The 24,258-nt window shown below is 66.3% G+C and carries 24 protein-coding genes; 11 read left to right on the forward strand and 13 right to left on the reverse strand.

Annotated elements, in window-relative coordinates; translation table 11 throughout:
* Window positions 1–47: 47 nt before the first annotated feature.
* The 4 genes from fadD1 to OSB52_RS10800 are packed head-to-tail and all read left to right on the forward strand — an operon-like array spanning window position 48 to window position 4,868.
* Window positions 48–1,640: a fatty-acid--CoA ligase FadD1 gene (gene fadD1 / locus OSB52_RS10785; RefSeq protein WP_266061633.1), complete on the forward strand. Its 1,593-nt coding sequence runs from the start codon at window positions 48–50 to the stop codon at window positions 1,638–1,640.
* Complete coding sequence (locus OSB52_RS10790) at window positions 1,637–2,779, forward strand: TIGR03857 family LLM class F420-dependent oxidoreductase (RefSeq protein ID WP_266061634.1); 1,143 nt, start codon at window positions 1,637–1,639, stop codon at window positions 2,777–2,779. Before fadD1 ends, OSB52_RS10790 begins: the two co-directional genes overlap by 4 nt.
* Window positions 2,776–3,861, forward strand: coding sequence for a phosphotransferase (locus tag OSB52_RS10795; protein WP_235723531.1), 1,086 nt, complete (start codon window positions 2,776–2,778; stop codon window positions 3,859–3,861). The genes OSB52_RS10790 and OSB52_RS10795 overlap by 4 nt, the downstream gene beginning before the upstream one ends.
* Entirely contained in the window at window positions 3,858–4,868 is a 1,011-nt protein-coding gene (locus OSB52_RS10800) for an NAD-dependent epimerase/dehydratase family protein (protein WP_235723530.1), read from the forward strand. The genes OSB52_RS10795 and OSB52_RS10800 overlap by 4 nt, the downstream gene beginning before the upstream one ends.
* Window positions 4,869–4,883: 15 nt before the next feature.
* Here the strand turns inward: OSB52_RS10800 and OSB52_RS10805 are convergent, their stop codons facing one another.
* From OSB52_RS10805 to OSB52_RS10840, 8 genes are read right to left on the reverse strand one after another with little or no spacing between them, the layout of a single operon-like run.
* On the reverse strand, window positions 4,884–5,780 hold the full coding sequence (locus OSB52_RS10805; RefSeq protein ID WP_235723598.1) for an SDR family NAD(P)-dependent oxidoreductase: 897 nt from the start codon (window positions 5,778–5,780) through the stop codon (window positions 4,884–4,886).
* Window positions 5,781–5,793: 13 nt separating this feature from the next.
* A complete protein-coding gene (locus OSB52_RS10810) occupies window positions 5,794–7,062 on the reverse strand; it encodes a hypothetical protein (protein ID WP_235723529.1) in 1,269 nt (422 codons plus the stop codon).
* Window positions 7,063–7,070: 8 nt separating this feature from the next.
* Window positions 7,071–7,613, reverse strand: coding sequence for a Cif family virulence factor (locus OSB52_RS10815; RefSeq protein WP_266061635.1), 543 nt, complete (start codon window positions 7,611–7,613; stop codon window positions 7,071–7,073).
* A gap of 15 nt (window positions 7,614–7,628) precedes the next feature.
* A complete protein-coding gene (locus OSB52_RS10820; protein WP_235723527.1) occupies window positions 7,629–7,823 on the reverse strand; it encodes a ferredoxin in 195 nt (64 codons plus the stop codon).
* A 6-nt stretch (window positions 7,824–7,829) separates the two neighbouring features.
* The gene (locus OSB52_RS10825; RefSeq protein WP_235723526.1) at window positions 7,830–9,173 is read right to left on the reverse strand and encodes a cytochrome P450; all 1,344 of its coding nucleotides are present in this window, start codon (window positions 9,171–9,173) and stop codon (window positions 7,830–7,832) included.
* Window positions 9,170–9,958: an SDR family oxidoreductase gene (locus OSB52_RS10830; RefSeq protein WP_266061636.1), complete on the reverse strand. Its 789-nt coding sequence runs from the start codon at window positions 9,956–9,958 to the stop codon at window positions 9,170–9,172. The genes OSB52_RS10825 and OSB52_RS10830 overlap by 4 nt, the downstream gene beginning before the upstream one ends.
* The gene (locus OSB52_RS10835) at window positions 9,958–11,196 is read right to left on the reverse strand and encodes a cytochrome P450 (RefSeq protein WP_266061637.1); all 1,239 of its coding nucleotides are present in this window, start codon (window positions 11,194–11,196) and stop codon (window positions 9,958–9,960) included. The genes OSB52_RS10830 and OSB52_RS10835 overlap by 1 nt, the downstream gene beginning before the upstream one ends.
* Complete coding sequence (locus OSB52_RS10840) at window positions 11,196–11,777, reverse strand: TetR/AcrR family transcriptional regulator (protein ID WP_235723523.1); 582 nt, start codon at window positions 11,775–11,777, stop codon at window positions 11,196–11,198. Before OSB52_RS10840 ends, OSB52_RS10835 begins: the two co-directional genes overlap by 1 nt.
* A gap of 64 nt (window positions 11,778–11,841) precedes the next feature.
* Here OSB52_RS10840 and OSB52_RS10845 point away from each other — a divergent pair, with 64 nt between their 5' ends.
* From OSB52_RS10845 to OSB52_RS10865, 5 genes are all read left to right on the forward strand, one after another.
* Window positions 11,842–13,308: an aldehyde dehydrogenase gene (locus OSB52_RS10845; RefSeq protein WP_266061638.1), complete on the forward strand. Its 1,467-nt coding sequence runs from the start codon at window positions 11,842–11,844 to the stop codon at window positions 13,306–13,308.
* A gap of 114 nt (window positions 13,309–13,422) precedes the next feature.
* On the forward strand, window positions 13,423–14,169 hold the full coding sequence (locus OSB52_RS10850) for an SDR family oxidoreductase (RefSeq protein ID WP_235723521.1): 747 nt from the start codon (window positions 13,423–13,425) through the stop codon (window positions 14,167–14,169).
* On the forward strand, window positions 14,166–15,053 hold the full coding sequence (locus tag OSB52_RS10855) for an NAD(P)-dependent oxidoreductase (RefSeq protein ID WP_235723520.1): 888 nt from the start codon (window positions 14,166–14,168) through the stop codon (window positions 15,051–15,053). Before OSB52_RS10850 ends, OSB52_RS10855 begins: the two co-directional genes overlap by 4 nt.
* Before the next feature lie 77 nt (window positions 15,054–15,130).
* Window positions 15,131–15,463: a carboxymuconolactone decarboxylase family protein gene (locus OSB52_RS10860; protein ID WP_235723597.1), complete on the forward strand. Its 333-nt coding sequence runs from the start codon at window positions 15,131–15,133 to the stop codon at window positions 15,461–15,463.
* 50 nt (window positions 15,464–15,513) lie between these two features.
* The gene (locus OSB52_RS10865; RefSeq protein ID WP_266061639.1) at window positions 15,514–16,170 is read left to right on the forward strand and encodes a PaaI family thioesterase; all 657 of its coding nucleotides are present in this window, start codon (window positions 15,514–15,516) and stop codon (window positions 16,168–16,170) included.
* A gap of 52 nt (window positions 16,171–16,222) precedes the next feature.
* On the opposite strand, the gene OSB52_RS10870 is transcribed toward OSB52_RS10865, so the two are convergent.
* Window positions 16,223–17,698, reverse strand: a complete 1,476-nt coding sequence (locus OSB52_RS10870) for a cobyric acid synthase (protein WP_235723518.1) — start codon at window positions 17,696–17,698, stop codon at window positions 16,223–16,225.
* A gap of 101 nt (window positions 17,699–17,799) precedes the next feature.
* Between OSB52_RS10870 and OSB52_RS10875 the strand changes: the two genes are divergently transcribed.
* Both OSB52_RS10875 and OSB52_RS10880 read left to right on the forward strand, forming a co-directional pair.
* Entirely contained in the window at window positions 17,800–19,200 is a 1,401-nt protein-coding gene (locus OSB52_RS10875; protein ID WP_266061640.1) for an alpha/beta hydrolase domain-containing protein, read from the forward strand.
* 153 nt (window positions 19,201–19,353) lie between these two features.
* Window positions 19,354–20,208: an amidohydrolase family protein gene (locus tag OSB52_RS10880; RefSeq protein ID WP_266061676.1), complete on the forward strand. Its 855-nt coding sequence runs from the start codon at window positions 19,354–19,356 to the stop codon at window positions 20,206–20,208.
* 9 nt (window positions 20,209–20,217) lie between these two features.
* Here OSB52_RS10880 and OSB52_RS10885 read toward each other — a convergent pair whose 3' ends face one another.
* The 4 genes from OSB52_RS10885 to OSB52_RS10900 all read right to left on the reverse strand — a co-directional run bounded on the left by OSB52_RS10885 (window position 20,218) and on the right by OSB52_RS10900 (window position 24,245).
* Window positions 20,218–20,964 (reverse strand): amino acid ABC transporter ATP-binding protein, encoded by a 747-nt coding sequence (locus OSB52_RS10885; RefSeq protein WP_266061641.1) that lies wholly within the window; start codon window positions 20,962–20,964, stop codon window positions 20,218–20,220.
* Between the two features lie 3 nt (window positions 20,965–20,967).
* A complete protein-coding gene (locus tag OSB52_RS10890; RefSeq protein WP_266061677.1) occupies window positions 20,968–22,677 on the reverse strand; it encodes an ABC transporter substrate-binding protein/permease in 1,710 nt (569 codons plus the stop codon).
* A 147-nt stretch (window positions 22,678–22,824) separates the two neighbouring features.
* The gene (locus OSB52_RS10895; protein WP_235723515.1) at window positions 22,825–23,100 is read right to left on the reverse strand and encodes a DUF2277 domain-containing protein; all 276 of its coding nucleotides are present in this window, start codon (window positions 23,098–23,100) and stop codon (window positions 22,825–22,827) included.
* Between the two features lie 176 nt (window positions 23,101–23,276).
* Complete coding sequence (locus tag OSB52_RS10900; protein WP_235723514.1) at window positions 23,277–24,245, reverse strand: NADPH:quinone oxidoreductase family protein; 969 nt, start codon at window positions 24,243–24,245, stop codon at window positions 23,277–23,279.
* Window positions 24,246–24,258 lie beyond the last annotated feature (13 nt).

The raw sequence follows: 24,258 nt of genomic DNA on the forward strand, positions 1-24,258 counted from the left end.
CTCGGAATCTGTTCACAAGGAATGAGAACACGTTCTACAGTGAGGATGTGGCCGAGACCGTGACGCAGCTCCTCCGCGAGCGCACCGACGACGACAACCTGGCGATCACCTACGACGACATGCAATGGTCGTGGCGGCAGTACATCGCGGCTGCCGAACGTGCCGCAGCCGCGGTCTTGACGCTGACCGACCGGTCACGGCCGCCGCATGTCGGTGTCCTACTCGGCAACACACCGGACATGCTGATCGCGCTGGCCGCGGGAGCACTCGGCGGCTACGTCACCGTCGGTCTCAACAACACCCGCCGCGGCGAAGGTCTGGCGGCCGACATCGTCCGCGCCGACTGCCAGATCCTCATCACCGATGCCGAGCATCGCCCGCTGCTCGCCGGTCTGAATCTGTCCGGGGTTCGTGTGCTCGACACATCGTCGCCGGAGTGGGCCACGCTGCTGGCCGATGCCGGCGAGCTGGTCCCGCTGAGCGAGCCGACCGCAATGGACACGTTCATGCTGATCTTCACCTCCGGAACCAGTGGTAACCCCAAACCGGTTCAGTTCGCGCACATGATGATTCCGTTCGCCGGACCGGTCCTGGCCGACAAGTACGATGTGGGACCAGGGGATGTCTGCTACCTGTCGATGCCACTGTTCCACTCCGCGGCCCTGATGGGCGGCTACTGCGTGGCGCTGTGTGGCGGGGCGGCGATCGCACCGGCGAAGTTCTCCGCGTCGACCTTCCTCGACGACATCCGGCGATACCGGGCCACCTACATGAACTACGTCGGGAAACCACTGGCCTACATCCTCGCCACCGAGGAGCGGTCCGACGACGCCGACAACCCTCTGCGCGTGGCGTTCGGCAACGAGGCCACCGACCGCGACATCAACGAGTTCTCCCGCCGTTTCGCATGCACGGTGTGGGACGGCTTCGGCTCCACCGAACTCGCCATCATCATCACCCGCGAACCGGGCACGCCGGAGGGTTCCATCGGCAAGGGTTTTTCCAATGTGGCCGTGTACAACTCGGACACGCTCACCGAGTGTCCGCGTGCCGAGTTCGACGAGAACGGCGCACTGACCAACGCGGAGGACGCCATCGGCGAGCTGGTCAACATCGAGGGCGCCGGCATGTTCATGGGCTACTACAACGACGCCGACGCCACCAGCGAACGAATCCGTCACGGGATGTACTGGTCCGGCGACCTCGCCTACAAGGACGCCGACGACTGGATCTACCTCGCCGGGCGGACCGGCGACTGGATGCGGGTCGATGGCGAGAACCTGGCCGCCGGACCGATCGAACGCAATCTGCTGCGCATTCCCGAACTCAACCGGGTGGCCGTGTACGCGGTCCCGGACGAGCATGTCGGTGACGCCGTGATGGCGGCGGTCGTGTTGCAGGACGACGCGAAGTTGACACCCGAGTCGTTCGCCGAACAGCTTGCCGCACAACCGGACCTGTCCCCCAAGGCGTGGCCGCGGTTCGTCCGTATCGAGGATGACCTGCCCACCACTGCGACGAACAAGATCCTCAAGCGGGAGCTGAAGAAGGACGGACCGACCTCGACCGGCGGAACGTTGTGGGTGCGGGATGCGCGGTCCAGGGACTACCGGGTGGTGACCACCTCGGCGGCCGTGTGAGCGTGCGAACGCCCGTCGACCCCTCCGACCCGCGCAAGCCGCTTCCGGAGATCGGCTACTACGCACTCTCCCGGCACCCCGTCAACCCGGGTGAGCTGGTAGACGAGGCCGCCCTGGCCGATCGTGCCGGTTTCGGGACCGCATTCGTCTCCGAACGGTTCAACGTCAAGGACGCCGCCGTCCTCTGCGGGGCCATCGCGGCTGCGACCAGGCGTATCGGGGTCGCCACCGCGGCAACCAATCACAACACCCGTCACCCGATCATCACCGCGACGATGGGGGCAACTCTCGCCGAACTCAGCGGCAACCGGTTCGCCCTGGGCCTCGGCCGCGGGATCGACGCGCAGTGGCAGATCCTCGATGTGCCGCCGGTCACCGGGGCGCAACTCGCCGATGTCGCCGAAGTTCTCCGCACCTTGTGGCGCGGCGAGATGATCGTCGGACACGACGGCCCGATCGGGAGCTTTCCGCTGCTGAATCTCGGCGTCTCGGTGACACCGGTGCCGGTCATGCTGATCACCATGTCCCGCCGGACACTCGAACTCGCCGGTCGCATCGCCGACGGCGTGGTGCTGCACACCGTCTTTTCCGACGAGGCGACGCGTAGAGCCGTAGAGATCGTGCGCACCGCCGCCGAACGCGCCGGACGGGACCCGGCGTCGGTACGCATCTGGTCGGTCCTGGCCACCATCCCCGACGGACTCGGTGACGCCGAACGACTCCGTCGCCTCTACGGACGACTGGCCACGTACCTGCAGGGCTACCCCGATGTCCTCATGAAGGCCAATGACTGGGCCGCGGCAGATCTCGAACACCTGAGAGCGACGGACGCGTTCGTCGGCGCGCGCGGTCCGATTGACGCCACCGCGACCGACGACGAGATCCGGCAACTCCATGAGGCCATACCGCAAGCGTGGGTGGCCGACTCGGCGACCGGCAGCGCGGCACAGTGCGCCGCCACTATTGCCCACCAATTCGACCTCGGTGTCGACTCCGTCATCCTGCACGGGGCGGCCCCGTCCGAACTCCTCGACGTCCTCGCCGCGTATCGGTCCATCCGACCGGAACTGCCTGATCTCCCGGTCAATCCCGGACTCTCCGCGGCCTACGCGCGCGTCTCGATCGGTGACACTCGATGACCGGGAGCGGGGTGAGTCCATCGCCCTCGAAACCGGGGTTGATCCCCACCGATGTCGACGCGGTCACCGCCGACTTCCTCACCGGTGTGCTGCGTTCGGCCGGTCACGTGGCGACGGTGGCTTCGGTGTCGGCATCTCCGGTCGGTTCCGGTCAGATGGCCAGTTCGTTCCGGTTGTCGCTCACCTACGCGATCAACGACGCGACGCTCCCGACAACCATGGTCGCCAAGATCGCCACCGGCCCACTCGACCAACGCACGTTCGCAGTGGGCGCATTCCGCAACGAAGTTGCCTTCTACGCCGACATCGCCCCGACAGTCGACGTCCCCACTCCACGCGCATACGCGGCGGTGATCTCCGATGCGGGAAGCGAGTTCGTGCTGCTCCTCGAGGACATGGCCCCGGCGGAGCAGGGTGATCAGATCGCCGGCGCCGATCCGCAGGCCGTCACCGCGGTTGCCGTTGCCGCCGCCGGCCTGCACGCACCCCGGTGGTGCGATGAAACGCTGCTCACCGAAGCCGGCCTGAACTTGCCCACCGCCGAGGACGCGGACATGATGCAGGAGTTCCTCGTCCCGATGGCGGACACCTTCCGCGAGCGGTTCGCGCCGACGGGGCCGGACTCTGCAGCCCTCGACCATCTCGTGGCGCACGCACACGACTGGCTCGTCGCATCCGACCAGCCGTACACGATCATCCACTCCGACCTGCGGCTCGACAACATCCTGTTCGATCCGGACGGAACGGCCACGGTGGTCGACTGGCAGACCATTGCCGCCGGTCCCCCCTTGCGTGACATCGCATTTCTGGTCTCTACGAGTCTGTCGGTCACGGACCGGCGCGCTCATGAACGAGCCATCGTGAGCGCCTACCACGACGCACTGTGCACACGCGGGATCGCCGACTACTCGGCAGCGCAGTGCTGGAACGATTACGTCGACGGCCTGCTGCACACGCTGCTGCTGGTGGTGTTCGGCGCGGGCGCGGCGCAGCCCACCGAGCGTGGTGATCGCATGTTCGCGACCATGTTGTCGCGGGGTGCCGCAGCCGTCGCCGATCATGCGAGCGGATCGTCGGGGTGAAACTGGTGATCGGGGCGACCGGTTTCCTCGGCTCCCGGGTGACGCGGCAGTTGGTCGAATCCGGCGAACACGTGCGGGTTCTGGTGCGCGCGACCAGCAACACCCGGGCCATCGACGATCTCGATGTGGAGCGGGTGGTCGGCGACCTGTTCGACAGCGACGCGCTGGCGTCGGCGATGTCGGGCTGCGAGGTGGTGTACCACTGCGCGGTAGACGCGCGCGCCTGGCTCACCGATGGCTCGGTGTTGGATCGAACCAATGTTGACGGGGTGCGTTCGGTGCTTGACGTCGCCGCCCGTGCCGACCTGCGAAAATTCGTGTTCACCAGCAGCATCGCGACGATCGGACGCCGTCCGGACGCCATCGTCGACGAGACCGACGAGTTCAACTGGCACCACGAGGCGAACGATTACATCCGGTCCCGGGTCGCCGGCGAGGACGTCGCCCTGGGTTACGGACGCGACGGCCGGGTGCCGGTCGTCGCGCTGTGCGTGGCCAACACCTACGGCCCTGGCGACTACCTGCCCACCCCGCACGGGTCGTTCGTCGCGGGCGCCGCGCTGGGCAAACTGCCCTTCACCGTTCGCGGGATGCGCACCGAATCGGTGGGTGTCGACGATGCCGCCGCCGCGCTCCGTCTCGCCGCCGACAAGGGCCGCGTCGGCGAACGCTACATCATCGCCGAGTCGCAGATCGACCTCGACGAGGTCGTGTCCATCGCAGCCGGCATCGCCGGTCGTCGAGAACCCCGTCTGGTGTTGCACAAACCGACGATGTATGCGATCGGTGCGGTGGGCTCCTTGCGCAGCCGACTGACCGGTGCCACACCCAAGCTCAGCGTGCAGACCGTACGGCTGATGCACCAGATGTCGCAGATGGATCACCGCAAGGCGGTGCGCGAACTCGGTTGGGAGCCGGCACCGGTGGCCGATGCCGTGCGTGCGGGGGCGCGGTTCTGGCTCGACCTCGCGGCGCGGCGAACGGCTGCAGGTGCCGGCCCTTCGTGACGCCCACCCCTCACATCAGTTCGTGCCCAGCAACTCCGCGAGTTCGCTCAGCGTGTAGGGGGCGCTGTCCTTGTGGTCGCGGTAGGCGACGAACGACGCCTGCTGGGGCTCATAGCGCCCGATGAAACCGCCTGCTGCGGTGAATATTTGACCGGTGACGTGTCGTGCGGCGCCGCTGGCGAGGAACACGTAGAGCGCGGCGACGTACTCGGGCGGGGCAGGGTCGAGCGCCGCGTCCCGGGTCACCTCGTCGAGTATCCCTCGCCGATGCAGGCTCTCGATATGCGACACGTAGTCGTCACCGCTCGACAACCGCGACTTCGCACCGGGCATCACCACGTTCACCCGGACGCCACGGTCGGCGAGGTCGGCACCAGCGGCCAGCGCAAGGGCGTTGACCCCGCCCTTGGCCGCCGGGTAGCCACTGCCCCCGAACATCCCGAGCGAGGCCGCGGACCCGGTCAGGACGATCGACCCGGTCTGCTGTTCGGCGAAGACCCGGCCGGCGGCCTGCATCAGATGAAATGCACTCATCAGATGTGCGTCGAGCTGGTCACGGAACTCCTCGGCGCTGATCGACAGGATCGTCGATCCCGGCGGTTCGGCGATGCCGGCACAGTTGATGGCGATGTCGAGCGCCCCGAACTCCGAGAGCGCCGCATCGACCATCTTCTGGGCCACACCGTCGTCACCGGCCGACCCGACAACGCCCACCGCATAGCCACCACCGCCACGGATCTCGGTGACGGTCTCATCGACGGCAACCGGATCTCGACCGTTGATCACCACCGACACACCTCGTCCGGCGAGCGCGTATGCCACCGACAGACCGATCCCCCGGGTCGCGCCGGCCACCGCGGCAACGCGACCCGAGAGACTCAGGTCCCCCGCCCCCGGCCAGGGGGCGGTCACCGACTCGGGGTCATCAAACACCGCTACCCACCGGCGTGATCGGAATCGATCGCCCACGGTCGGTGAACTCGAAGTCGGCGCCCGAACTGAATCGCGCGATCGCCACCTCCCCTGACTCCTGGTGCGCGGCATCTCCTCTGCTCATCACGAACTCGGTGACTCCGTCGGCAGCGGTTGCCGACGACACCGCCCAGTATGCGTCCACCGCGGTCGCGATCGCCTGCAGCGGTTCGACGTGGTCGGCATCGAGAAGCGCGATCCAGCCGCCGTCGACGGCCGCATCCGACTCGGTGGGCACCACAACGATGACGTCGTCCCCCCGCACCTCGGCAGCCACCCCGGTGTAGGCGAGCGGACCGAGAACCGGATGCAGGTTGATCACCGTCGCCAGGGCCGACGCGTCGGCGCCCAGCGTCAGCGCCCGCCGCAGACGGTCGGCCGACAATCCCGCGATGCCGGTCAGCTGTTTGCGGTAGATTTCGCGCACCTGGGCCTCATCGGTCGCGTGCCGACGAACCGACCAGAGGAAGCCGAGCGACAACAGCTGGTGCTGCAGTGCGATCTCCTCGGCGATCCGGGCGAGCGCGGTGTGTGACCACTCCCGGAACTGGAGGTCGGCGAGCAGCGGTCCCCGGTAGTCGACCAGTCCGTCTGTCGCCGACGCGTCGATGGGGGTGAGCGTCACCGTCCCGGCTCGGGTGCCGAACATCTCCTGCGCATCGGACGGCAACGGCAGTTCGTCGCGGTCGTCCTCGATCGTCACTGTCCACTCACAATGCGGTGTACGACCTTCCGGCCGTCGCGGCGGCCGGTGGATCGGACGGATGCGCGCCCGACGGTTCGTGGCGATGGCAGTGGCGTCGAAAGTCGGGTCCTCGATGTCGTGGCACATCGTGGTGACGTAGTCGTCGCCCATCGGTTCCACGTCCATCAACGCGCCGCAGTGCTGCAGGAAGAAGGAACCGTGGTACTTGTCGGTCACCTCATAGCGAAAGTCCATGAACTGTGGTGGCGCACCGATGTCGAGTTGCAGACATTTGAACATGTCCTCGACGCCGTCGCCGTCGATGCCGAGAGCGGTGCGCATACGCTGGGTGTAGACGGGGCTGGCGGCCATCCACTCCTCGATGGCGACCTGCCCCATCACTTCTCGCCCGAAGGCGCTGATCAGGTGTGCCATACCACTGCGGTCGATCAACTGCCCGGAGAGCAGGAGTTCGGGCACCAAGACGGCGAGTTGCGACTGACTCAGACCTTGGTAGGCCGGGGCTAAGGTAGTCATCTCAGTGCTCACCAGAACTCGACGGGCGCCTTGCCGAACGGATACCAGCCCGGCTGATCGCCGGTGGCCTTCTCGATCCGCTTGAGCATGCCGTCACTCATCGCGTTGTTCTTCAGCATCTCGATGAACAGCGCCGACACGTTCCCGTAGTCGAAGAAGTCGCGCTGCCAGGAGAACTGGAAGTTACCGGCGTACTTGAACCAGCTGCCCTGAATACCCTCGAGGGCGTAGTTGGTGCCGTCCTCGCGGGTGCCCTGATACACCTGCTTCCAGAAACCGATCAGGTCGCCGGTCTGATCGTCGATCACCCACGCCTGATACGGATACTCCCAACCTTCGAGGCCCTCCATCTCCTGGCCGAGTGCGATGTCGCGGATCTCGTCGCGTCCGACGGCCATGAAATCTTTGTCGGGGCCGTAATTCCACCCGTAGGTGGCGTCTTCGGTGTAGAACTCCGCCAGCGGTTTCCAGTCGCCGGCCTTCTCCGCCTCGACGTTGGCGTCCAGCCAACGCTGTTTCATCTCTTCCAGTTCGGCACGATCAAAAGGCATGTCGCGTCTCTCCACTCACTCGTCGTCCACAATCTTGAGGGCTTGTGTCGGGCAATACATGACCGCGGCCTCGACCTCGGCTCGGCGGCTCTCGTCTGGCTCCTTGTCGAGGATCTCGACGTGGTCGGAGTGCGCTCGGAAGACCTCAGGCGCCTCCATCTCGCACATGCCGTGCCCCTGGCACAGATCCAGATCCACTTCGACACGCATCGGCGCTCACCGCCTCCGGTACTTCACACGGCACGGCTGCTGCAGCTGAACGACCATCTTGGAATGATCATTGCGGTAGGTCTCCGACGGCTGCAGCATCTCGAACTCGTAGTTCTGGAACAGTACCGAGAAGATCGCCTTGAGCTGCATGATCGCGAACTGCGCCCCGACGCAACGATGGCGGCCGGCACCGAACGGAATCCACGTCCACCGGTTCACCAGGTCCTCCTGCCGGGGCTTGTCATAGCGATCCGGATCGAAGGTGTCCGGCTCGGGGAAGTCCTCGGGTAGCCGGTTGGAGATGGCCGGGGACACCGCGATCGACTGACCTGCCGTGATCTCGAAGTCCTCGATGTGGAAGTCGTTCTGCACCACACGCATCAGGATGATCAGCGGTGGGTGCAGCCGCAGGGCCTCCTTGAGCGCATTCTCCAACTGCGGCATCTGCCGGGTGTGGGCAAAAGTGTATTCGGGCCGTTCGCCGTCGGGGGTGTCGCCGTAGATCTCGTCGAGTTCGGCGTACACGCGCCCCATGTAGTCGGGGTTGCGCAACAATTCGATCAGCGTCCACGCTGCGGTTCCTGAGGTGGTGTGGTGGCCGGCGAACATCATCGAGATGAACATCCCGGTGATGGTGTTGGCGTCGAATCCGACCTGGACGAGAACATCCATCAGGTCGCGATCTTCTTTGTTCTCAGTCGGATTCGCGATCCGCTCGTCCATCACGCCCTGGATGAACTCCACCAACTCGGCTCGGGCCTCGTCGCGCTTGCGGAAGCTTTCGATGTCGGCGTTGTAGTCGACGTAGGCGATCGGGTCGGTGCCCTTCTCCAGGTCGTGGAACAGGTGCGCGATGTGTCCGTTGAGCCGCTCGCGGAACTTGCGGCCGATCAGGCACGCCGACGACGTGTACAGCGTGAGTTCGGCGAAGAACTCGAGCAGGTCGATCTCGCCTTCGTCACCCCAGTCGGCGATGATGCGTTCGACCTCGTTCGGGATGGTCACCGCGTGCTGCTTCATGTGCGGGCCCTTGAGCGCCGAGTTGTGGATGGCCTTGGAGCGCTCTTCGGGGCTGGTGTCGAAGACGACGCCCTCCCCGAACACCGGCGTCATGAACGGGTAGGCGGCCGCCTGGTCGAGATCTTCTTCCGGCGCGCGGAAGAACTCCTCATTGGCAAGTGCACCGGAGACGAGGACCACCTCCCGGTCGGCGAGCTGGAACTGGCCCACATCGCCACACTCGTCGCGGACCCGCCAGAACAGTCCGATGGGGTCGGAGGCGAGTTCGTCGAGGTGGCCGTGTTCGCCGTCCCCGCCGGAGACGCGCTGGGGTTTGGTGAGTGCGGTCATGCGTCGGTTCCCTTCTTGGTCAATGCTCCTTCGGCCTCGATCTCCACCACGCGCATGTGCGCCCCGCGCGGCATCGCGACGATGGCGCCGATCCCCTGCGCAAGGTGTTCGGGGGCAAGGAAGTTCCCATGCCGAGCGAGGCCGTGTCTGATCCAGTCGTTGAGCATGGCGTCGGTGGATTTCTGATCCAGGTTCATACCCATGCCGGTGATGGTCTGGCCCGGCCGGATGATGCTGGCCCGCACGCCGGTTCCTTCGAGTTCCAGCTGCACGGTCGCGACCAGGCCGTCGATACCCGACTTCGCCGCCACGTAGGCCGACGACCAGGGTCGCGGATGCAGCGCCACATCCGAACCGATGAACACGAAGTCACCGCGTCCGCGTTCGATCATGTCCGGGACCACCGCACGGTAGATGCGGTGTGCGCCGACGAGGTGGATGTTCACCTGCGACGCGAACTCATCGGAGGACGTCTCGTAGGAGAGTCCGATCGCGAGGTCACCCGCACCGGAGACCGCGATCTCGATTGGCCCCAGGGCTGCCTGCGCCTTCGCCACGCAGTCGACGACGGATTGTTCGTCGGTCACGTCGAGCGGGACCGCCACCGCCTCACCACCATTGGCGGTGATCTTCTCGGCGATCTCGTGGCACTTGTCCACGCGCCGGGCTGCGAGTGCGACCGGATAGCCTGCGTCGGCCAGATATTCGGCGGTCGCTGCGCCGATACCCGAGGACGCACCGGCGATCAGCACCGGTCGTCTGTCCGGATGAGGGATGAATGCCATCAGCGCACCTGCACTTTCACGGGTAGTTGGGCGAAGCCACGAACATTCACCGAGTGGACGCGGACGGCACGATCCATGTCGATGTCCACCGACTTGATGGTGCGAACCACCTCGGACAGACCGATGTTCGATTCGAGTCGCGCGAGGTGCGCGCCGAGACAGAAGTGGGTCCCCATGCCGAAGCTCATCAGCGCTTGGCTGCAGTCGCGGCCGATCTGGTACCGATCGGCGTTGTCGAAGACCTCGTCGTCCCGGTTGGCCGAACCGACGAGCAGCAGCACCCGATCACCCTCCGGGATGGTGATGTCACCGAAAGTGGTGTCGGCGGCGACTTTGCGCAGCACCATCTGCGTCGAGTTGTCGTATCTGAGGGTCTCCTCGGTCCAGTCGGGCACCATGTCCTCGTCGGCGATCACCTTGGCGAGTTCGGCCGGATTGCGCCAGGCCCAATACAGTGCGTTGGCAAGCAGTTTGGTCGTGGTCTCGTTGCCGGCGACCACCATCAGCACCATGAAGCCGACGATCTCGTCCTCGGTGAGGCTGGTCTTCTCGCCGGTCTCGTCGTCGTCGATCTCGGCGGCGATCAACGCCGACACCAGATCCTCGCCGAGATTGTTCCGGCGTTCGGCGATGAGTTCGGTGTAGTACTTGTGCAGTTCGATATAGGCGTAGACGGCGGCCTCGGGGATGTCGAGCACACCCTCTTCGCGATGCAGCAGCAGATCCGACTGCTGCCGCAGGAAGGCGCGATCGGCCTCGGGGACCCCCAGCAGTTCGGAGACGACATCCATCGGGAGCAGGCCGGCGAAGTCCTCGACGTAGTCGAACTCGCCCATCTCGAGACATCTGTCCCAATGTTGCTGTGTCAGTGCGGTGATCCGATCTGTGAGGTCGTTGACGCGCCGTGGCGTGAACCCCTTGGACACCAGCTTCCGGATGCGCATGTGCTTCGGGTCGTCCATCGCCAAGAACGACATTGACTTGTGTGCGTCCGGCCCATACGACGACGGGTCCATCGACACGCCCCACGCGTTGGACAGGTTCACACAGTCGCGAAACCCCGTGCGCACATCGGAATGTTTGGCCAGCGCCCAGAAGTTCATCTCCGCGTTGTAGTAGACAGGCGCCTCGTCCCGGAGCCGAGCGTACGTCGGATACGGATCCTCGTGAAAGTCATAGGCATACGGATCGAACGGGACGAGATGCTCCATACCCGTCCCCGTGGCGGTATCGGTCATCACTTCTCCATCAGTAGGTGTGCTGCTGCGACCAGACGTTCGGATGTCTGCTCGTAGGACATATGCCCCATCCCCGCGTGCACCAGGCCACCGGCGTAGATCATCTCGAGTGCATCGAGCAGCGGACCCGGGTGCTCGGGGTCCACCTCGAGCGCCTCGGCGAGCCGGCGACGAATAAAACCGCCGATCCGCAGGCGCAGGTGCTCGACGTCCGGGTCGGTGCCCAACAGCGCCATGGTCACGGCGCCACCGAGCTGCCCCTCACCTGCCACCACCATCGAGACCTCACGCAGCACCTGGGCGACGCGCTCGGCCGGTGGCACCGACAGATCCGGCTCGGGCACACCCGCACTGAGGCGACGCCAGAACACCTCGGCGACCAGATGACTCTTCGACGAGAAATACGTGTACGCGGTCGCCGGGGCGACCCCCGCCAATTTCGCCACGGTGCGCACAGTGAGACCGTCGAAACCCTCGATGTTGAGCACCTCGACCGCCGCGTCGGTCAACCGGGTGACCGTCTCGGCCTGTTGCTGCGTCAGCCGTCGGCGAGTGGATTCCTGAGACACGGGACTGGACATGTGAGTCACGCTACACTAGGTTTGATCACGAGTCCAGACACCTGTCCAGATGGAGTTCCAGACCATGCCTCTACGCCCAGTGTCGTCGTCAGACCTGTTGATCGACGGCAAACTCGCTCCCGGCACCGGCGGCACTTTCGATGTGCGCAACCCGGCCACCGAAGAAGTACTCGGCCAGGCGGCCGATGCCACCGCCGACGACATGGACGCGGCGATCGCGGCCGCGCGCCGCGCCTTCGACACCACCGACTGGTCACGCGACCACGGGTTCCGCGCGCGCTGTCTGCGTCAGCTTCGCGATGCGCTGCTCGCCCACGGCGACGAGTTCCGCGAACTCGCCGTCGCCGAGGTCGGTTGCCCGACCTTCCTGACCTCCGGACCCCAATTCTCCGGCCCCGTCAACGATCTCGGCTACTTCGCCGACCTCGCCGAGTCCTACGAGTGGACCACCGATCTCGGCGAGGCGAAACCGATGGGCCTCAAGAACACCCGCGAAGTCCGGTTCGAGGCGGTCGGGGTGGTCGGCGCCATCACCCCGTGGAACTTCCCGCACCAGATCAACTTCGCGAAGATCGGCCCCGCCTTGGCGGCCGGTTGCACGGTGGTACTCAAGCCCGCGCCGGACACCCCGTGGTGCGCGGCGTTGGTCGGCAAGGTCATCGCCGAGGAGACCGACTTCCCGCCCGGCGTCATCAACGTCGTCACCTCCAGCGATCACGCGCTCGGTGCGCAGCTCTCGACCGATCCGCGCGTCGACCTGGTCTCGTTCACCGGTTCCACCGCGACCGGCAAGAAGGTGATGGCCGGTGCTGCCGAGACATTGAAGAAGGTGTTCCTGGAACTCGGCGGGAAGTCGGCGTTCATCGTGCTCGACGACGCCGACATCGCGTCGGCCTGCTCGATGGCCGCGTTCAACGTCGTCACCCACGCCGGTCAGGGATGCGCCATCACCACCCGGCTGGTGGTCCCGCGCGAGAAGCTAGACGAGGCGATCACCGCGACGAAGAACGCGCTGGCGGGACTGCCCGCCGGCGATCCGAGCGACGCGGGAACCATCTGCGGACCGTTGATCTCGGCCGTCCAACGCGAGCGGGTGGAGTCCTACATCGCGCTCGCCAGGAGCGAGGGCGGCACCATCGAGATCGGCGGCGGCCGTCCCGCCGACAGGGACAAGGGCTACTTCGTGGAGCCCACCCTGATATCCGGCCTGGACAACTCCGCCCGGGTCGCGCAGGAGGAGATCTTCGGGCCGGTGCTGGTGATCATTGCGCACGACGGCGACGATGATGCGATTCGCATCGCCAACGATTCACCATACGGCCTGTCGGGGGCGGTCTGGGGTACCGATCCGGACCGGATCAACAAGGTCGTCAACGGAGTCCGCACCGGGACCATGGGCATCAACGGCGGCATCTGGTACTCCGCCGACGTCCCGTTCGGTGGCTACAAGCAGTCCGGCATCGGTCGCGAGATGGGCGTCGCCGGATTCGAGGAGTATCTGGAGTCCAAGGCCGTGGCGACGCCGGCATGACCCTTCGTGACGCTCGCAAGCTCGCTCCTCACCGACCAACAGGTGACGCTCGCAAGCTCGCTCCTCACCGACCAACAGATGACGCTCGCACAACCCACAACAGAAAGCAGCACAATGACTTCCGATAGTCGCAACCGTTTCGGAGACAAGACCATCATCGTGACCGGGGCCGCCGGCGGCATCGGTGAGGTCTATGCCCGCGCTCTGGCCGCCGAGGGCGCCAACGTCGTCGTCGCCGACCTCAACGACGACGCAGGTAAGCAGGTGGCCGCCGACATCAACGGTCTCTACGTCAGTACCGACGTCGCCGACGAACAGTCCGCGCAGGCGCTCGCCGCGGCGGCCGTCGACGCCTATGGCCGGATCGACGGTCTGGTCAACAACGCAGCGATCTACGGCGGGATGAAGCTCGACTTCCTGATCACCGTGCCCTGGGACTACTACAAGAAGTTCATGAGCGTGAACCTCGACGGCGCCCTCAACGTCACCCGGGCGGTGTACCCGCATATGACCGACGGCGGCGCGATCGTCAACCAGTCCTCCACCGCCGCATGGCTCTACAGCGGTTTCTATGGCCTGGCCAAAGTGGGTGTGAACGGCCTCACCCAGCAGCTGGCCACCGAACTGGGCGGACAGAACATCCGGGTCAACGCCATCGCGCCCGGCCCGATCGACACCGAGGCCACCCGCTCCACCACTCCCAAGGAAATGGTGGACGACATCGTCAACCGTCTGCCGCTCAAGCGTTTCGGGACACCGGAGGATCTGGTCGGCATGTGCTTGTTCCTGCTCTCCGACGAGGCCGGTTGGGTGACCGGGCAGATCTTCAATGTCGACGGTGGACAGGTCATCCGCTCATGAGTGACCCCGGCCCGGGACAGATCCGGCTCGGCTACGTCGGACTCGGCAACATCGGGGGTCCGATGGCCGCAAGCCTCACCGCCTGGTCGGACGAGCTCACGGTGTTCGACCTCTCCGCCGACGCAGTCGCCAAGCTCGTCGATGCGGGCGCCACCGCGGCGTCATCGTTGGTCGATCTCGCCACCCGTGCCGACATCATCGGCATCTGCGTGCTCAACGACGATCAGGTACGCACGGTCGTGTCCGGTGCCGGCGGGCTCCTCGAGGCCGCCACGCCCGGAACGATCATCGCCGTCCACTCCACCATCAGCCCTCAGACGGCCACCGAGTTGGCCGCCCACTGCGCCGACAAGGGCGTCACCCTGCTGGACGCACCGATCTCCGGGGGCGCGGCGGGTGCCGAGCAGCGGCGGCTGGCCATCATGGTCGGGGGTGACCGGGAGGCATACCTGCGGTTGAAGGAGCCTTACGCGGCGGTGTCGGACATGCTCGTCCACGCCGGCAACGACGTGGGCGCCGGCACCAAGATGAAATTGGCGCGCAACCTGATGCATTTCGTGGCGTTCACCGCGGCGATGGAGGCATCTCGCCTCGCCGAGGCCGCCGGGATCGACATCACCAAGCTCGGCAAAGTGGTTCGGCACACCGACGCGATCACCGGTGGGCCGGGTGCGATCATGCTGCGCGACACCACTGCCGACGTGGCACCCGACGACTTCTGGCACGACGTGCTGATCCCAGTCCGCGGGCTCGGCGAAAAGGATCTGACCCTGGCGCTGGAACTGGGACGCGAACTCGACGTCGACCTCCCCCTCGGCGAAATCGCGCTACGCGACTTCGCGGCGGAACTCGGTGTGCCACATCAGGAAGGAGAACAACGATGACGGCCCCACATGAGGCAGGTACAGACGGGTCGAGCCCAGACGAGACTGCCGACGCCCGGCGGCGAAAGGGCCTCGACATGATGTCGAAGGTCTACGGCTGGGAGATGTCCGACGGACCGGGCGACTTCTTCGCGCACACCTGCGATCAGGTGTTCGCCGAAGTGTGGACCCGCGAGGGGTTGTCCATCCGTGATCGTCGGCTGATCCTGCTGGGTGCGCTCGCCGCCGGTGGGCAGATCGACGTGGCCGAGATACAGGCCGGGGCAGCCCTGACCAACGAGGAACTGACTCCCGAGCAACTCGAGGAGATCGCGTTGTTCCTCTGCTACTACGTGGGCTGGCCGTTGGGCACCAAGATGAACTTCATGTTCGGCACTGTGATCGCCAATCATCGCAAGAACCAGAAGTAGCCCATGTCCGTCTCGGGCCGTGGACCTCGCCCGAGCCAGTCAGGAGCATCATGGAGTTCACCTACGAAGACCTGACGGCCGACGAGTACCACCACCGGGTTGCGGTGTACCAACCGCTCACCGCAGCCCTCCGCGAACTCGTCGACGCCGTCATCCGGACCGAGGTCGACGACGCGACCGTGCACTCGGCGACGGAAACGATCTCGGAGGTCACCGCAGCCTTGCGGGCACAGCAGATCCCCGGGGCCTACGGTGTCCGGCACACCGCCGAGGGTCGCGGAATGGCCTGGGGCAACGCGGTGATCGGCCTCCGCAACGCGATCGCGCCACCGCTGACGGTGGTCCGGGGCAGTGTCACCGATCCAGTGGTCGCCCACGCCGACGTGGAACTCGGCGCCGCATACGAGGGTCCGCCCGGTCACGTCCACGGTGGTGTGGTTTCTCTGCTGTTCGACCAGGTTCTCGGTGAGGCGGCGAGTATGACCGGCCTACCGAGCTACACCGGGACGCTCACCATCCGATATCTGCGGCCCACCCCGTTGGGGCCGCTGCGGATCGAAGCATTCACTCCAGAACGGGATGGCCGAAAGACGTTGGCCCGCGCGGCGATGCTGGTCGACGGGGCTGTCACAGCGGAGGCCGAAGGCCTCTTCATCTCACCGCGCGGGATGACTCCGCTGCACCCGTTTGCCGGCGAGTCCCGATGATGCGGTCGGCGTTCTCCCGCGGGTCACCGTCGCATGACCCGCGCATCGACCGCTACGGTGCGCCCGGCGCCACGAAGGGCAGGCCGCGCGGCGCCCCGTCCCGCGCCAGATCCACCAGCGCGTCGACGTCGAGACACGTCTCCACGAGATCGCCGAGCACGTCAAGTCGCCGTTCTCGCGCGGCCCCGAAAGAGACGTCAGAAGCATTGAGCGACAGAGCCTGCCGAAGAAACTCGTGCCGCAACTCGTCGCCCTCGAGCGAACCGTGCCACATGGTGCCGAAGACGCGGCCCGCACGTGCGCCGGCGAGGAACTCTTCGGCGCCTTCACCTCGGGTGATCCGCCCGTGATGGATTTCGTAGCCCGAGGCCGGCACGTCGCGCCACCGCCCCTCCGACAGCCGCAGTACCTTCGACGACCCGAAGGTGGTCTCGACGTCGAGCAGTCCCAGACCGTCGACCTCGGCCGGCGCACCTTCGATGCCCTCGGGGTCGCAGACCGTGCGGCCGAGCATCTGAAAGCCACCGCAGATACCCAGCACCGGTCTGCCCGCCTGTGCATGGTCGATGATCGATCGGTCGAGGCCGCGCTCGCGCAGCCAGGCCAGGTCGGCGATGGTCGATCGCGTACCCGGCAACACCACCAGGTCGGCGTCGGCCAGCGATCGGGGATCCGAGGCGAACACGACGTCGAGGTCGGGTTCGATACCGAGCGCGTCGACGTCGGTGAAGTTGCTGATGCGGGGCAGCCGGATCACCACCACCCGTGCGCGCCGCCCGGTCGTCGTCCGTCGTCCTTGCAGGTCGAGGGCATCCTCGGAGTCCAACCAGATGTCCGGGTGCCAGGGCAGCGTGCCGAACACCCGGCGGCCGGTGACCCGTTCGAGATCGCGCACGCCCCCAGCGAGCAGATCGAGGTCACCGCGGAACTTGTTCACGACGAACCCCGCAACCAATGCCTGATCCTCCGGCGACAGCAGGGCCACCGTACCGAGGAACGCCGCGAACACCCCACCGCGATCGATATCACCGACGACGACCGTCGGCAGATCGGCATGCCGGGCCAATCCCATGTTGACGTAGTCGCCCGCCCGCAGGTTGATCTCGGCGGGGCTGCCCGCGCCCTCGGCGACCACCACGTCGAATCGAGTCGCGAGATCGTCGAAGGCGGCGTGTGCCGCCCGCCCGAGCTCGCGCCGTCCCTCCAGCCAGTCCGAGGAGTCGATCGCACCCCACGGCCGTCCCATCAACATGACGTGGCTGCGGCGATCGCTCCCCGGTTTCAGCAGGACCGGATTCATCGCCGCCTCCGGGGTGGCCTGCGCCGCCATGGCCTGCACCCACTGGGCCCGCCCGATCTCCACACCGTCACCGTCTGGACCGACGCACACCATCGAGTTGTTCGACATGTTCTGCGCCTTGTACGGCGCGACCCGCATGCCACGGCGCGCCAACGCCCGGCACAAACCGGTGGTCACCACGCTCTTACCGGCGTCGCTGGTGGTGCCCGCGATCAAGATGCCCGCCATCGAGAACTCCTCACCCACAAACCGGTCGCAGATCAGTAAACTCGACAATCAGCGTGAAGCACAAACGCTTTCATGTGACCGTCGGCAGAAGGGAAGCCCACGTGTCCGCAGGGACCCCACCAGCACGCGACGTCATCGAACCGATCGAGTTCACCGAACTGTCCGGCGGCAACGGCTGTTCGATCGTGAGCGCCACCCCGGGACCCGACCTCGTCGAGCACGGTTACCGTGAGGGTGAGTACGCGGTCCGCGGTGTGGCGCGCGGATACGCGCCGTCGGGCGCCGACGGCGTGACGTTGCTCGATTCCGCCGCGTTCACCACGCGCGCCCTGCTCCGACGACCCGTCGCGGACACCGGTTTCAACGGCACCGTCGTGGTGGAGTGGCTCAATGTCAGCAGCGGCTCCGATGCCGCACCCGAATACACCTATCTCGCCGAGGAACTCCTCCGGAACGGCTACGCCTGGCTGGGCGTGTCGGCCCAATACACCGGAATCGCCGGCGGACACGGTTCGGTGGGAATGGCGATCGATGGCGGTCCCCGCAGTCTTGCCGCCAAGGACCCGGAACGCTATGGCGCACTGCGTCACCCCGGCGATGCCTATTGTTTCGACATCTTCGGTGCCGTCTGCGCCGCACTGCGCGCACCCTCCGACGACGGTCACCCGCTGAGCGGGTTGTCGGTGCGACGCGTGCTCGCCGCAGGCGAGTCGCAGTCGGCGATGGCGCTGACCACCTACGCCAACCGGTTCGCCGAGCGCCATGCGGTCGTCGACGGCATCCTCATCCACAGCCGCGCCGCAGCCGAGATGCCGTTCGGCGAGCCCGGAAGCGGCGTCGACATCGACCAGGTCTTCCGCGGCGTACCCACCAGGATCGCCAAATCGGTGCCCATCCCGGTGTTCATGGTGCAGACCGAGACCGACGTGTTGACCAACTTCATGTCGGTGCGGTCACGTCAGCCCGACACCGACCGCATCCGGATCTGGGAGCTGGCCGGGACCTCGCACGCCGACCTGCACCAGATCGGCCCGTACGAATCCATGCTGGGCTGCCCGACACCGGTCAACCGAGGCCAACAGCGTTTCGTCCTGCGCGCAGCCCTGCACCACCTCAACGCCTGGGCCGCCGGTGGCCCCCCGCCGCCGATCGCGGCACCGCTGGCCGTCGAGAGCCTCGACACGAGACCACGATTCGTTCTCGACGAAATCGGCAACGTTGTCGGCGGGGTGCGTTCACCCAGCGTCGACGCGGCGACCCAGGTACTGCGCGGCATCGTCACCGGTGACGTCGCCCGCATCTGCATGCTCTTCGGTTCCACGACTCCGGCCGATCCCGGCCTGCTGGCGCGACGGTATCGCGACGCCGATGACTATCTGGCCCGGTACCGCTCGGCGACCGAGCAGATGATCGACAGTGGATTCGCCCTCGCCGCTGATCGCGACGAGATCCTCGCCGACGCGCGGCCGGATCTGGTGCCCAGCCGATCGGCCGTCGGCTGACCCGATGACCCCGTTCCATCCACGAGGACGTGTTCTTCGTTGACGTAGTCGCAGAGACGGGCCGACGGTAACGTCGATCGAGTGGACAACGACGTGTACGAGAACTCCGGATCAGCTCCGTTCGGAGCGGAGGAAGCCGACGCGGTGCGGCAGATGTGGAAGTCCCTGCATCTGCCCGGGCTGATCGACATCCACACCCACTTCATGCCCAAGCCGGTGATGGACAAGGTCTGGGCGTACTTCGATTCGGCCGGACCACTGATCGGACGGGAGTGGCCCATCACCTACCGGGCCGACGAGGACATCCGGGTCGCGGGCCTGCAGGGTTTCGGATTGCGCGGTTACTCGTCGCTGGTGTATCCGCACAAGCCGGACATGGCCGAGTGGCTCAACGGCTGGGCATCGGACTTCGCGGCGCATCACCCGGACTGCCTGCACACGGCCACCTTCTACCCGGAAGAGTCCGCACCCTCCTACATCTCGCACGCGATCCAGCGCGGCACGCAGGTGTTCAAATGCCACATCCAGGTCGGAGACTTCTCGCCGATGGACTCGCTGCTCGACGGGGTGTGGTCGCAGATCGCCGACAGCCAGGTGCCGGTGATCATCCACTGCGGGTCCGGGCCGGCGCCGGGCACTCACACCGGGCCCGAACCGATCGCCGCGCTGCTGCGCCGATTTCCGTCGCTACCGCTGATCATCGCGCACATGGGCACCCCCGAGTACGTCGAGTTCCTCGACCTCGCCGAGCGCTACCCGAACGTCCGCTTCGACACCACGATGTCGTTCACAGACTTTGCCGAGGAAAGTGCACCGTTTCCGGTCGACGCATTGCCCCGTCTGCTCGACGTCGGCGATCGCATCATGTTCGGCAGCGACTACCCCAACATCCCCTACCCCTACACGCATGCGCTCGAAGCGGTCGTGCGTCTCGATCTCGGCGACGACTGGGTTCGCGGCGTGTTCTACGAGAACGCCGCGCAGCTGTTCGGGATCGGCACTCCGTGAGGCGTGCGCTCAGAGCACCTGAGACAGGAAGTTGCGCAGCCGCTCCGACGACGCGTCGGTGAACAGCTGCTCGGGCGGCCCGGTTTCCACCACCGCGCCGTGGTCCATGAACAACACGTGATCGGAGACGTTGCGCGCGTAGCCCATCTCGTGGGTGACCACCACCATCGTCATCCCCTCCGCCGAGAGGTCCGCCATCAGCGCAAGGACCCCTTTGACGAGTTCGGGGTCCAGCGCGGAGGTGGCCTCGTCGAAGAACATCACCTGCGGTGACATCGCCAGCGCACGGGCGATCGCCACCCGCTGCTGCTGGCCGCCCGACAGATTGCCCGGCCGCACATCGGCTTTCGCGCGCAGACCGACGACGTCGAGTTGCCGCAACGCAACCTCGTGCGCCTCGTCTTTGCTCAACCCACGCAGCTTGCGCGGACCCAACGCGATGTTCTGCGCCACCGTCTTGTGCGGGAACAGATTGAAGTGCTGGAACACCATGCCGATGCGACGGCGCAGTTCATCGGGATTGTCGCGCAGCACCGAACGGCCGTCGAGCGCGATGTCACCCTTGTCGGGTTCGTGCAGCCGGTTGAGCACCCGCAGCAACGTCGACTTCCCTGACCCGGACGGACCGATGACAGTGGTGGTGGTGCCGGCGTCGACGGCGATGTCGACACCGCGCAGCACATGGTTCTTGCCGAACGACAGATGCAGATCGGTACCGGTCAGCGACACCGCATCGCGGGTGGTGGTCTCAGACACTGCTCAGCCTCTCTCGACGGCAGTCGGGGGTACCGGATCCTCATCTACCTCGACGGATCGGCCCGTCCGTAGGCGGGCGTCGATGTAGTTGACCAAATGGGTCAGCGGAATGGTGAGCACCAGGTACACGATGCCCGCAGCCACCAGCGGCGACAGATTGCCGGTCTGGGCGTTGAGGTCACGTCCCACCGCGAACAGTTCGCGTTGACTGGCCAGCAACCCGAGGAAATAGACCAGCGAACTGTCCTTGATCAGGGCGATGAATTGGTTCATCAAGGCCGGAAGGACGCGGCGCACACCCTGGGGCACCACGACGAGCCGCATCGACTGCCGGTAACTGAAGCCGATGGCGCGTGACGCCTCCATCTGCCCGTCGTCGACGCTCTGGATGCCGGAGCGGAAGATCTCGCCGATGTAGGCCGCAGAGAGCAAGGCGAGCGCGACCGCGCCGAGCCAGTACGGATTGTTGCCGGTGATGCCACGCACCACCGGGCCCACTCCGAGCCCGACGATGAGGATCACCACCACCGCGGGCAGGCCGCGGAAGATGTCGGTGTAAATCCGGGCCGGCCAGCGCAGCCAGCGGGACCGGGAGATGCCCGCGACCGCCAGCAGCATGCCGAGGATGGTGCCCAGCACCCCGGAAACCAGCGACAGGATCAGCGTGTTGACCAGGCCGGTCTTGATCAGGTCGGGGAACGACTCCTTGTACAGCCCCCAGTCGAAGAATGTCGCGCCGAGTTGTTCCAGGGTGCTCTTCGGTGCGGTGTCGCCGGCAGCGGTGTCGTCGGCGTTCTCGCGGGCGATCGCGGCGAAGTCAGGCAGTTCGGGTTCCGGCGCAGCCTTACTGCCCGGTTTCCAGCCGTCGGGTAGCTCGCGCGGAACCCAGTCGGCGTACAGGTCCGCATAGGTGCCGTCGGCGATCACCGCGTCCAGACCGGAGTTGAGGGCCTCGGTCAGATTGGGTTTGTTCTCGCCGATCGCCCAGGCGATGAAGTTGTTGACGCTGAATGTGTTCTCCACGATCGACGCGTTGTCGCCGGGCTGCACCGACCCCTCGGCCTGCTGCGACGGCGCCACCCAGGCATCGATCTGCCCGGCCTTCAGGTTCGCGTAGGCGGTGGCGTAGTCGGGGAACTTGACCGGGTCGAGCCCGAGCGTGTTGACGACGTAGTCGTCCTGCACGGTGCCCTGCACGACGCCGATCCGCACGGAATCGTTCAGGTCGCCGAAGCCTTGGACCGCACCGCCGTCCGGCGCGACGAGCGAGAAGTAGCCGAAGTCGTAGCCGTTGGTGAAATCGACGGTTCGGCGACGCTCATCGGTCGTGGTGATCGACGACGAGCCGACATCGAAGCGGTTGGTGGCAACCTGCGACAGCAGCCCGGCGAACTCGGTCCCGGCGAACTGGATCTGCAGGCCGAGCTTGGCGGCCACCGCTTTGAGGAGCTCGTTGTCGAAGCCGGTGAACACGCCCTGGCCGTTGACACAGATGCTCGGACCGGCGTCGGACAGGGTGCCCACTGACAGCGTGCCGGGCGTGAGTAGCTCGAGCTGACTCACGTCGATCTGGTCGATCGGCGTGGTGGTGGCTGTGGTGAAGCGGTCTTCGCCGCCCTGCTCGGCGGCCGCAAGGTTGAGCGGAGCCGCCGACGCCGACTCGACGCCGGGCGGCGCGCAGTTGTCGGTGGGAGCGGCAGCTGCCCGCGGCATTCCGATCAGGCCCGTCGTCGCGAGCACTGCGGCGACGATCAGCACCACCGTGACGCGTAGGGGCCGGGAGAGGGGTGTCACCTCTGCACAGTAGCGAGCACGGTCACGCGACCACTCATGCCCGACTCATCGCGCGCGAAAGTCGGCCTACGCCGAGGAGCGCCCCGCCATCCGAGCCCGGACCTCCGGCCGTCGCAACGGCGGCACCGTCTTGGGCGGTTGTCGCCGCTCGGGGAGCGCGTCGAGGAGTTCGTGCGTGGTCTCGGTGACCTTGCGCACGGCCTCCTCGAATGCCTCGGCGTTGTTCGCCGACGGGTGCCGGATGCCGCTCACCTTGCGGATGTACTGCCGGGCGGCGGCTTCGATCTCTTCGTCGGTCGCCGCGGGCTCCAGACCACGCAGTTCGGTGATGTTGCGGCACATGCTGGGCTCCTCGGGGCAGGGATGCGGTCGACGGCCTCGATACGCGTCGGGCTCGCAGGCTCGCTCGCCGCTATCCGACCACCAGTGGGTTCGAACCCCGAGCGGTGTCCGCCCTCCGGTGGTCGAGTAGCCGACGAGCGTGCGAGTCGGCGTATCGAGACCCGCCCACCGCGTCGTCAGTCGGCGACCTTGACGACCGCCTTCCCCAGGATCCGCCCCTGCGCCAGATCGGTCAATGCCTTGGGCAGTTCGTCGAGGGAGTAGGTCACGTTGACCTGCGGACTCATCCCGGCATCGATCATTTCGGTGAGCTCGTCGTGCAGCAGCGCTGGCAGATCGGGGTGGGTGCGCACATATTCGCCCCAGGCCGCGCCGACCACCGAGATGTTGCGGAACAGCACCCGGTTGAGCTTGACCGTCGGGATACCGCCGGCCGCGAAACCGATCACCACATAGCGGCCGTCCGGCGCGACCTGGCGCAGCGCCTCGTCGAACACCTCACCGCCGGAGGGGTCGAGCATCACGTCGACACCCTCGGGTGCGATCTCCTTCAGCTTGGTTCCCCAACCGTCCTCGAGTTGCACGATCTCGTCGGCCCCGGCGCTGCGCAGCAGTTCGTCGGCTCCCTTGCGGTGCACGATCGCGATGACCTTGGCGCCCATCGCTTTCGCCACCATGATCGAGGCCGTGCCGACACCACCCGCGGCGCCCAGCACCCCGACGATCTCGCCCGGCGCGGTTTGGGCGCGCACCTTGAGGGCGAACAGCGCGGTCTGGTAGTTGATGCCCATCGCGGCACCCTGATCGAAGGTGATGCCCTCGGGCATCGGCAACAGTTGCCCGGGCGACGCGGCGACCTGCTCGGCGAACCCGCCCACGATCGAGGCGACGAGCACCTTGTCGCCGGCCTTCACCGAAGACCCCTCGGGGGCCTCGCGGACCACGCCAGCCACCTCGGTGCCGGGCGTGAACGGCGTGGGCACCCGCAGCTGATACTTGCCCTGACTCATCAGTAGGTCGGGGAAGCACACACCGCACGACTTGATATCGACCAGGACCTGCCCGTCGGCGGGTTTGGGGTCGTCGACGTCGGTCAGTTCGAGTCCTTCGGGACCGTTCTCTGCGGTCAGCACCTGTGCTTTCATAGGGCTCACCCTA

This window comes from Gordonia aquimaris (assembly GCF_026262595.1).
GTDB lineage: Bacteria > Actinomycetota > Actinomycetes > Mycobacteriales > Mycobacteriaceae > Gordonia > Gordonia tangerina.

Bases quoted from the DNA above. Each gene is read 5' to 3' on its own strand.
- OSB52_RS10895 (WP_235723515.1), bottom strand. From the start codon at position 23,100: ATGTGCCGCAACATCACCGAACTGCGTGGTCTGGAGCCCGCGGCGACC.
- OSB52_RS10870 (WP_235723518.1), bottom strand. From the start codon at position 17,698: ATGGCGGGCATCTTGATCGCGGGCACCACCAGCGACGCCGGTAAGAGC.
- OSB52_RS10835 (WP_266061637.1), bottom strand. From the start codon at position 11,196: ATGACCGATACCGCCACGGGGACGGGTATGGAGCATCTCGTCCCGTTC.
- OSB52_RS10830 (WP_266061636.1), bottom strand. From the start codon at position 9,958: ATGGCATTCATCCCTCATCCGGACAGACGACCGGTGCTGATCGCCGGT.
- OSB52_RS10865 (WP_266061639.1), top strand. From the start codon at position 15,514: ATGGAGTTCACCTACGAAGACCTGACGGCCGACGAGTACCACCACCGG.
- OSB52_RS10890 (WP_266061677.1), bottom strand. From the start codon at position 22,677: ATGCCGCGGGCAGCTGCCGCTCCCACCGACAACTGCGCGCCGCCCGGC.
- OSB52_RS10815 (WP_266061635.1), bottom strand. From the start codon at position 7,613: ATGCCTTTTGATCGTGCCGAACTGGAAGAGATGAAACAGCGTTGGCTG.
- OSB52_RS10795 (WP_235723531.1), top strand. From the start codon at position 2,776: ATGACCGGGAGCGGGGTGAGTCCATCGCCCTCGAAACCGGGGTTGATC.
- OSB52_RS10880 (WP_266061676.1), top strand. From the start codon at position 19,354: ATGTGGAAGTCCCTGCATCTGCCCGGGCTGATCGACATCCACACCCAC.
- OSB52_RS10845 (WP_266061638.1), top strand. From the start codon at position 11,842: ATGCCTCTACGCCCAGTGTCGTCGTCAGACCTGTTGATCGACGGCAAA.
- OSB52_RS10855 (WP_235723520.1), top strand. From the start codon at position 14,166: ATGAGTGACCCCGGCCCGGGACAGATCCGGCTCGGCTACGTCGGACTC.
- OSB52_RS10810 (WP_235723529.1), bottom strand. From the start codon at position 7,062: ATGACTACCTTAGCCCCGGCCTACCAAGGTCTGAGTCAGTCGCAACTC.
- OSB52_RS10850 (WP_235723521.1), top strand. From the start codon at position 13,423: ATGACTTCCGATAGTCGCAACCGTTTCGGAGACAAGACCATCATCGTG.
- OSB52_RS10820 (WP_235723527.1), bottom strand. From the start codon at position 7,823: ATGCGTGTCGAAGTGGATCTGGATCTGTGCCAGGGGCACGGCATGTGC.
- OSB52_RS10860 (WP_235723597.1), top strand. From the start codon at position 15,131: ATGATGTCGAAGGTCTACGGCTGGGAGATGTCCGACGGACCGGGCGAC.
- OSB52_RS10840 (WP_235723523.1), bottom strand. From the start codon at position 11,777: ATGTCCAGTCCCGTGTCTCAGGAATCCACTCGCCGACGGCTGACGCAG.
- OSB52_RS10825 (WP_235723526.1), bottom strand. From the start codon at position 9,173: ATGACCGCACTCACCAAACCCCAGCGCGTCTCCGGCGGGGACGGCGAA.
- OSB52_RS10900 (WP_235723514.1), bottom strand. From the start codon at position 24,245: ATGAAAGCACAGGTGCTGACCGCAGAGAACGGTCCCGAAGGACTCGAA.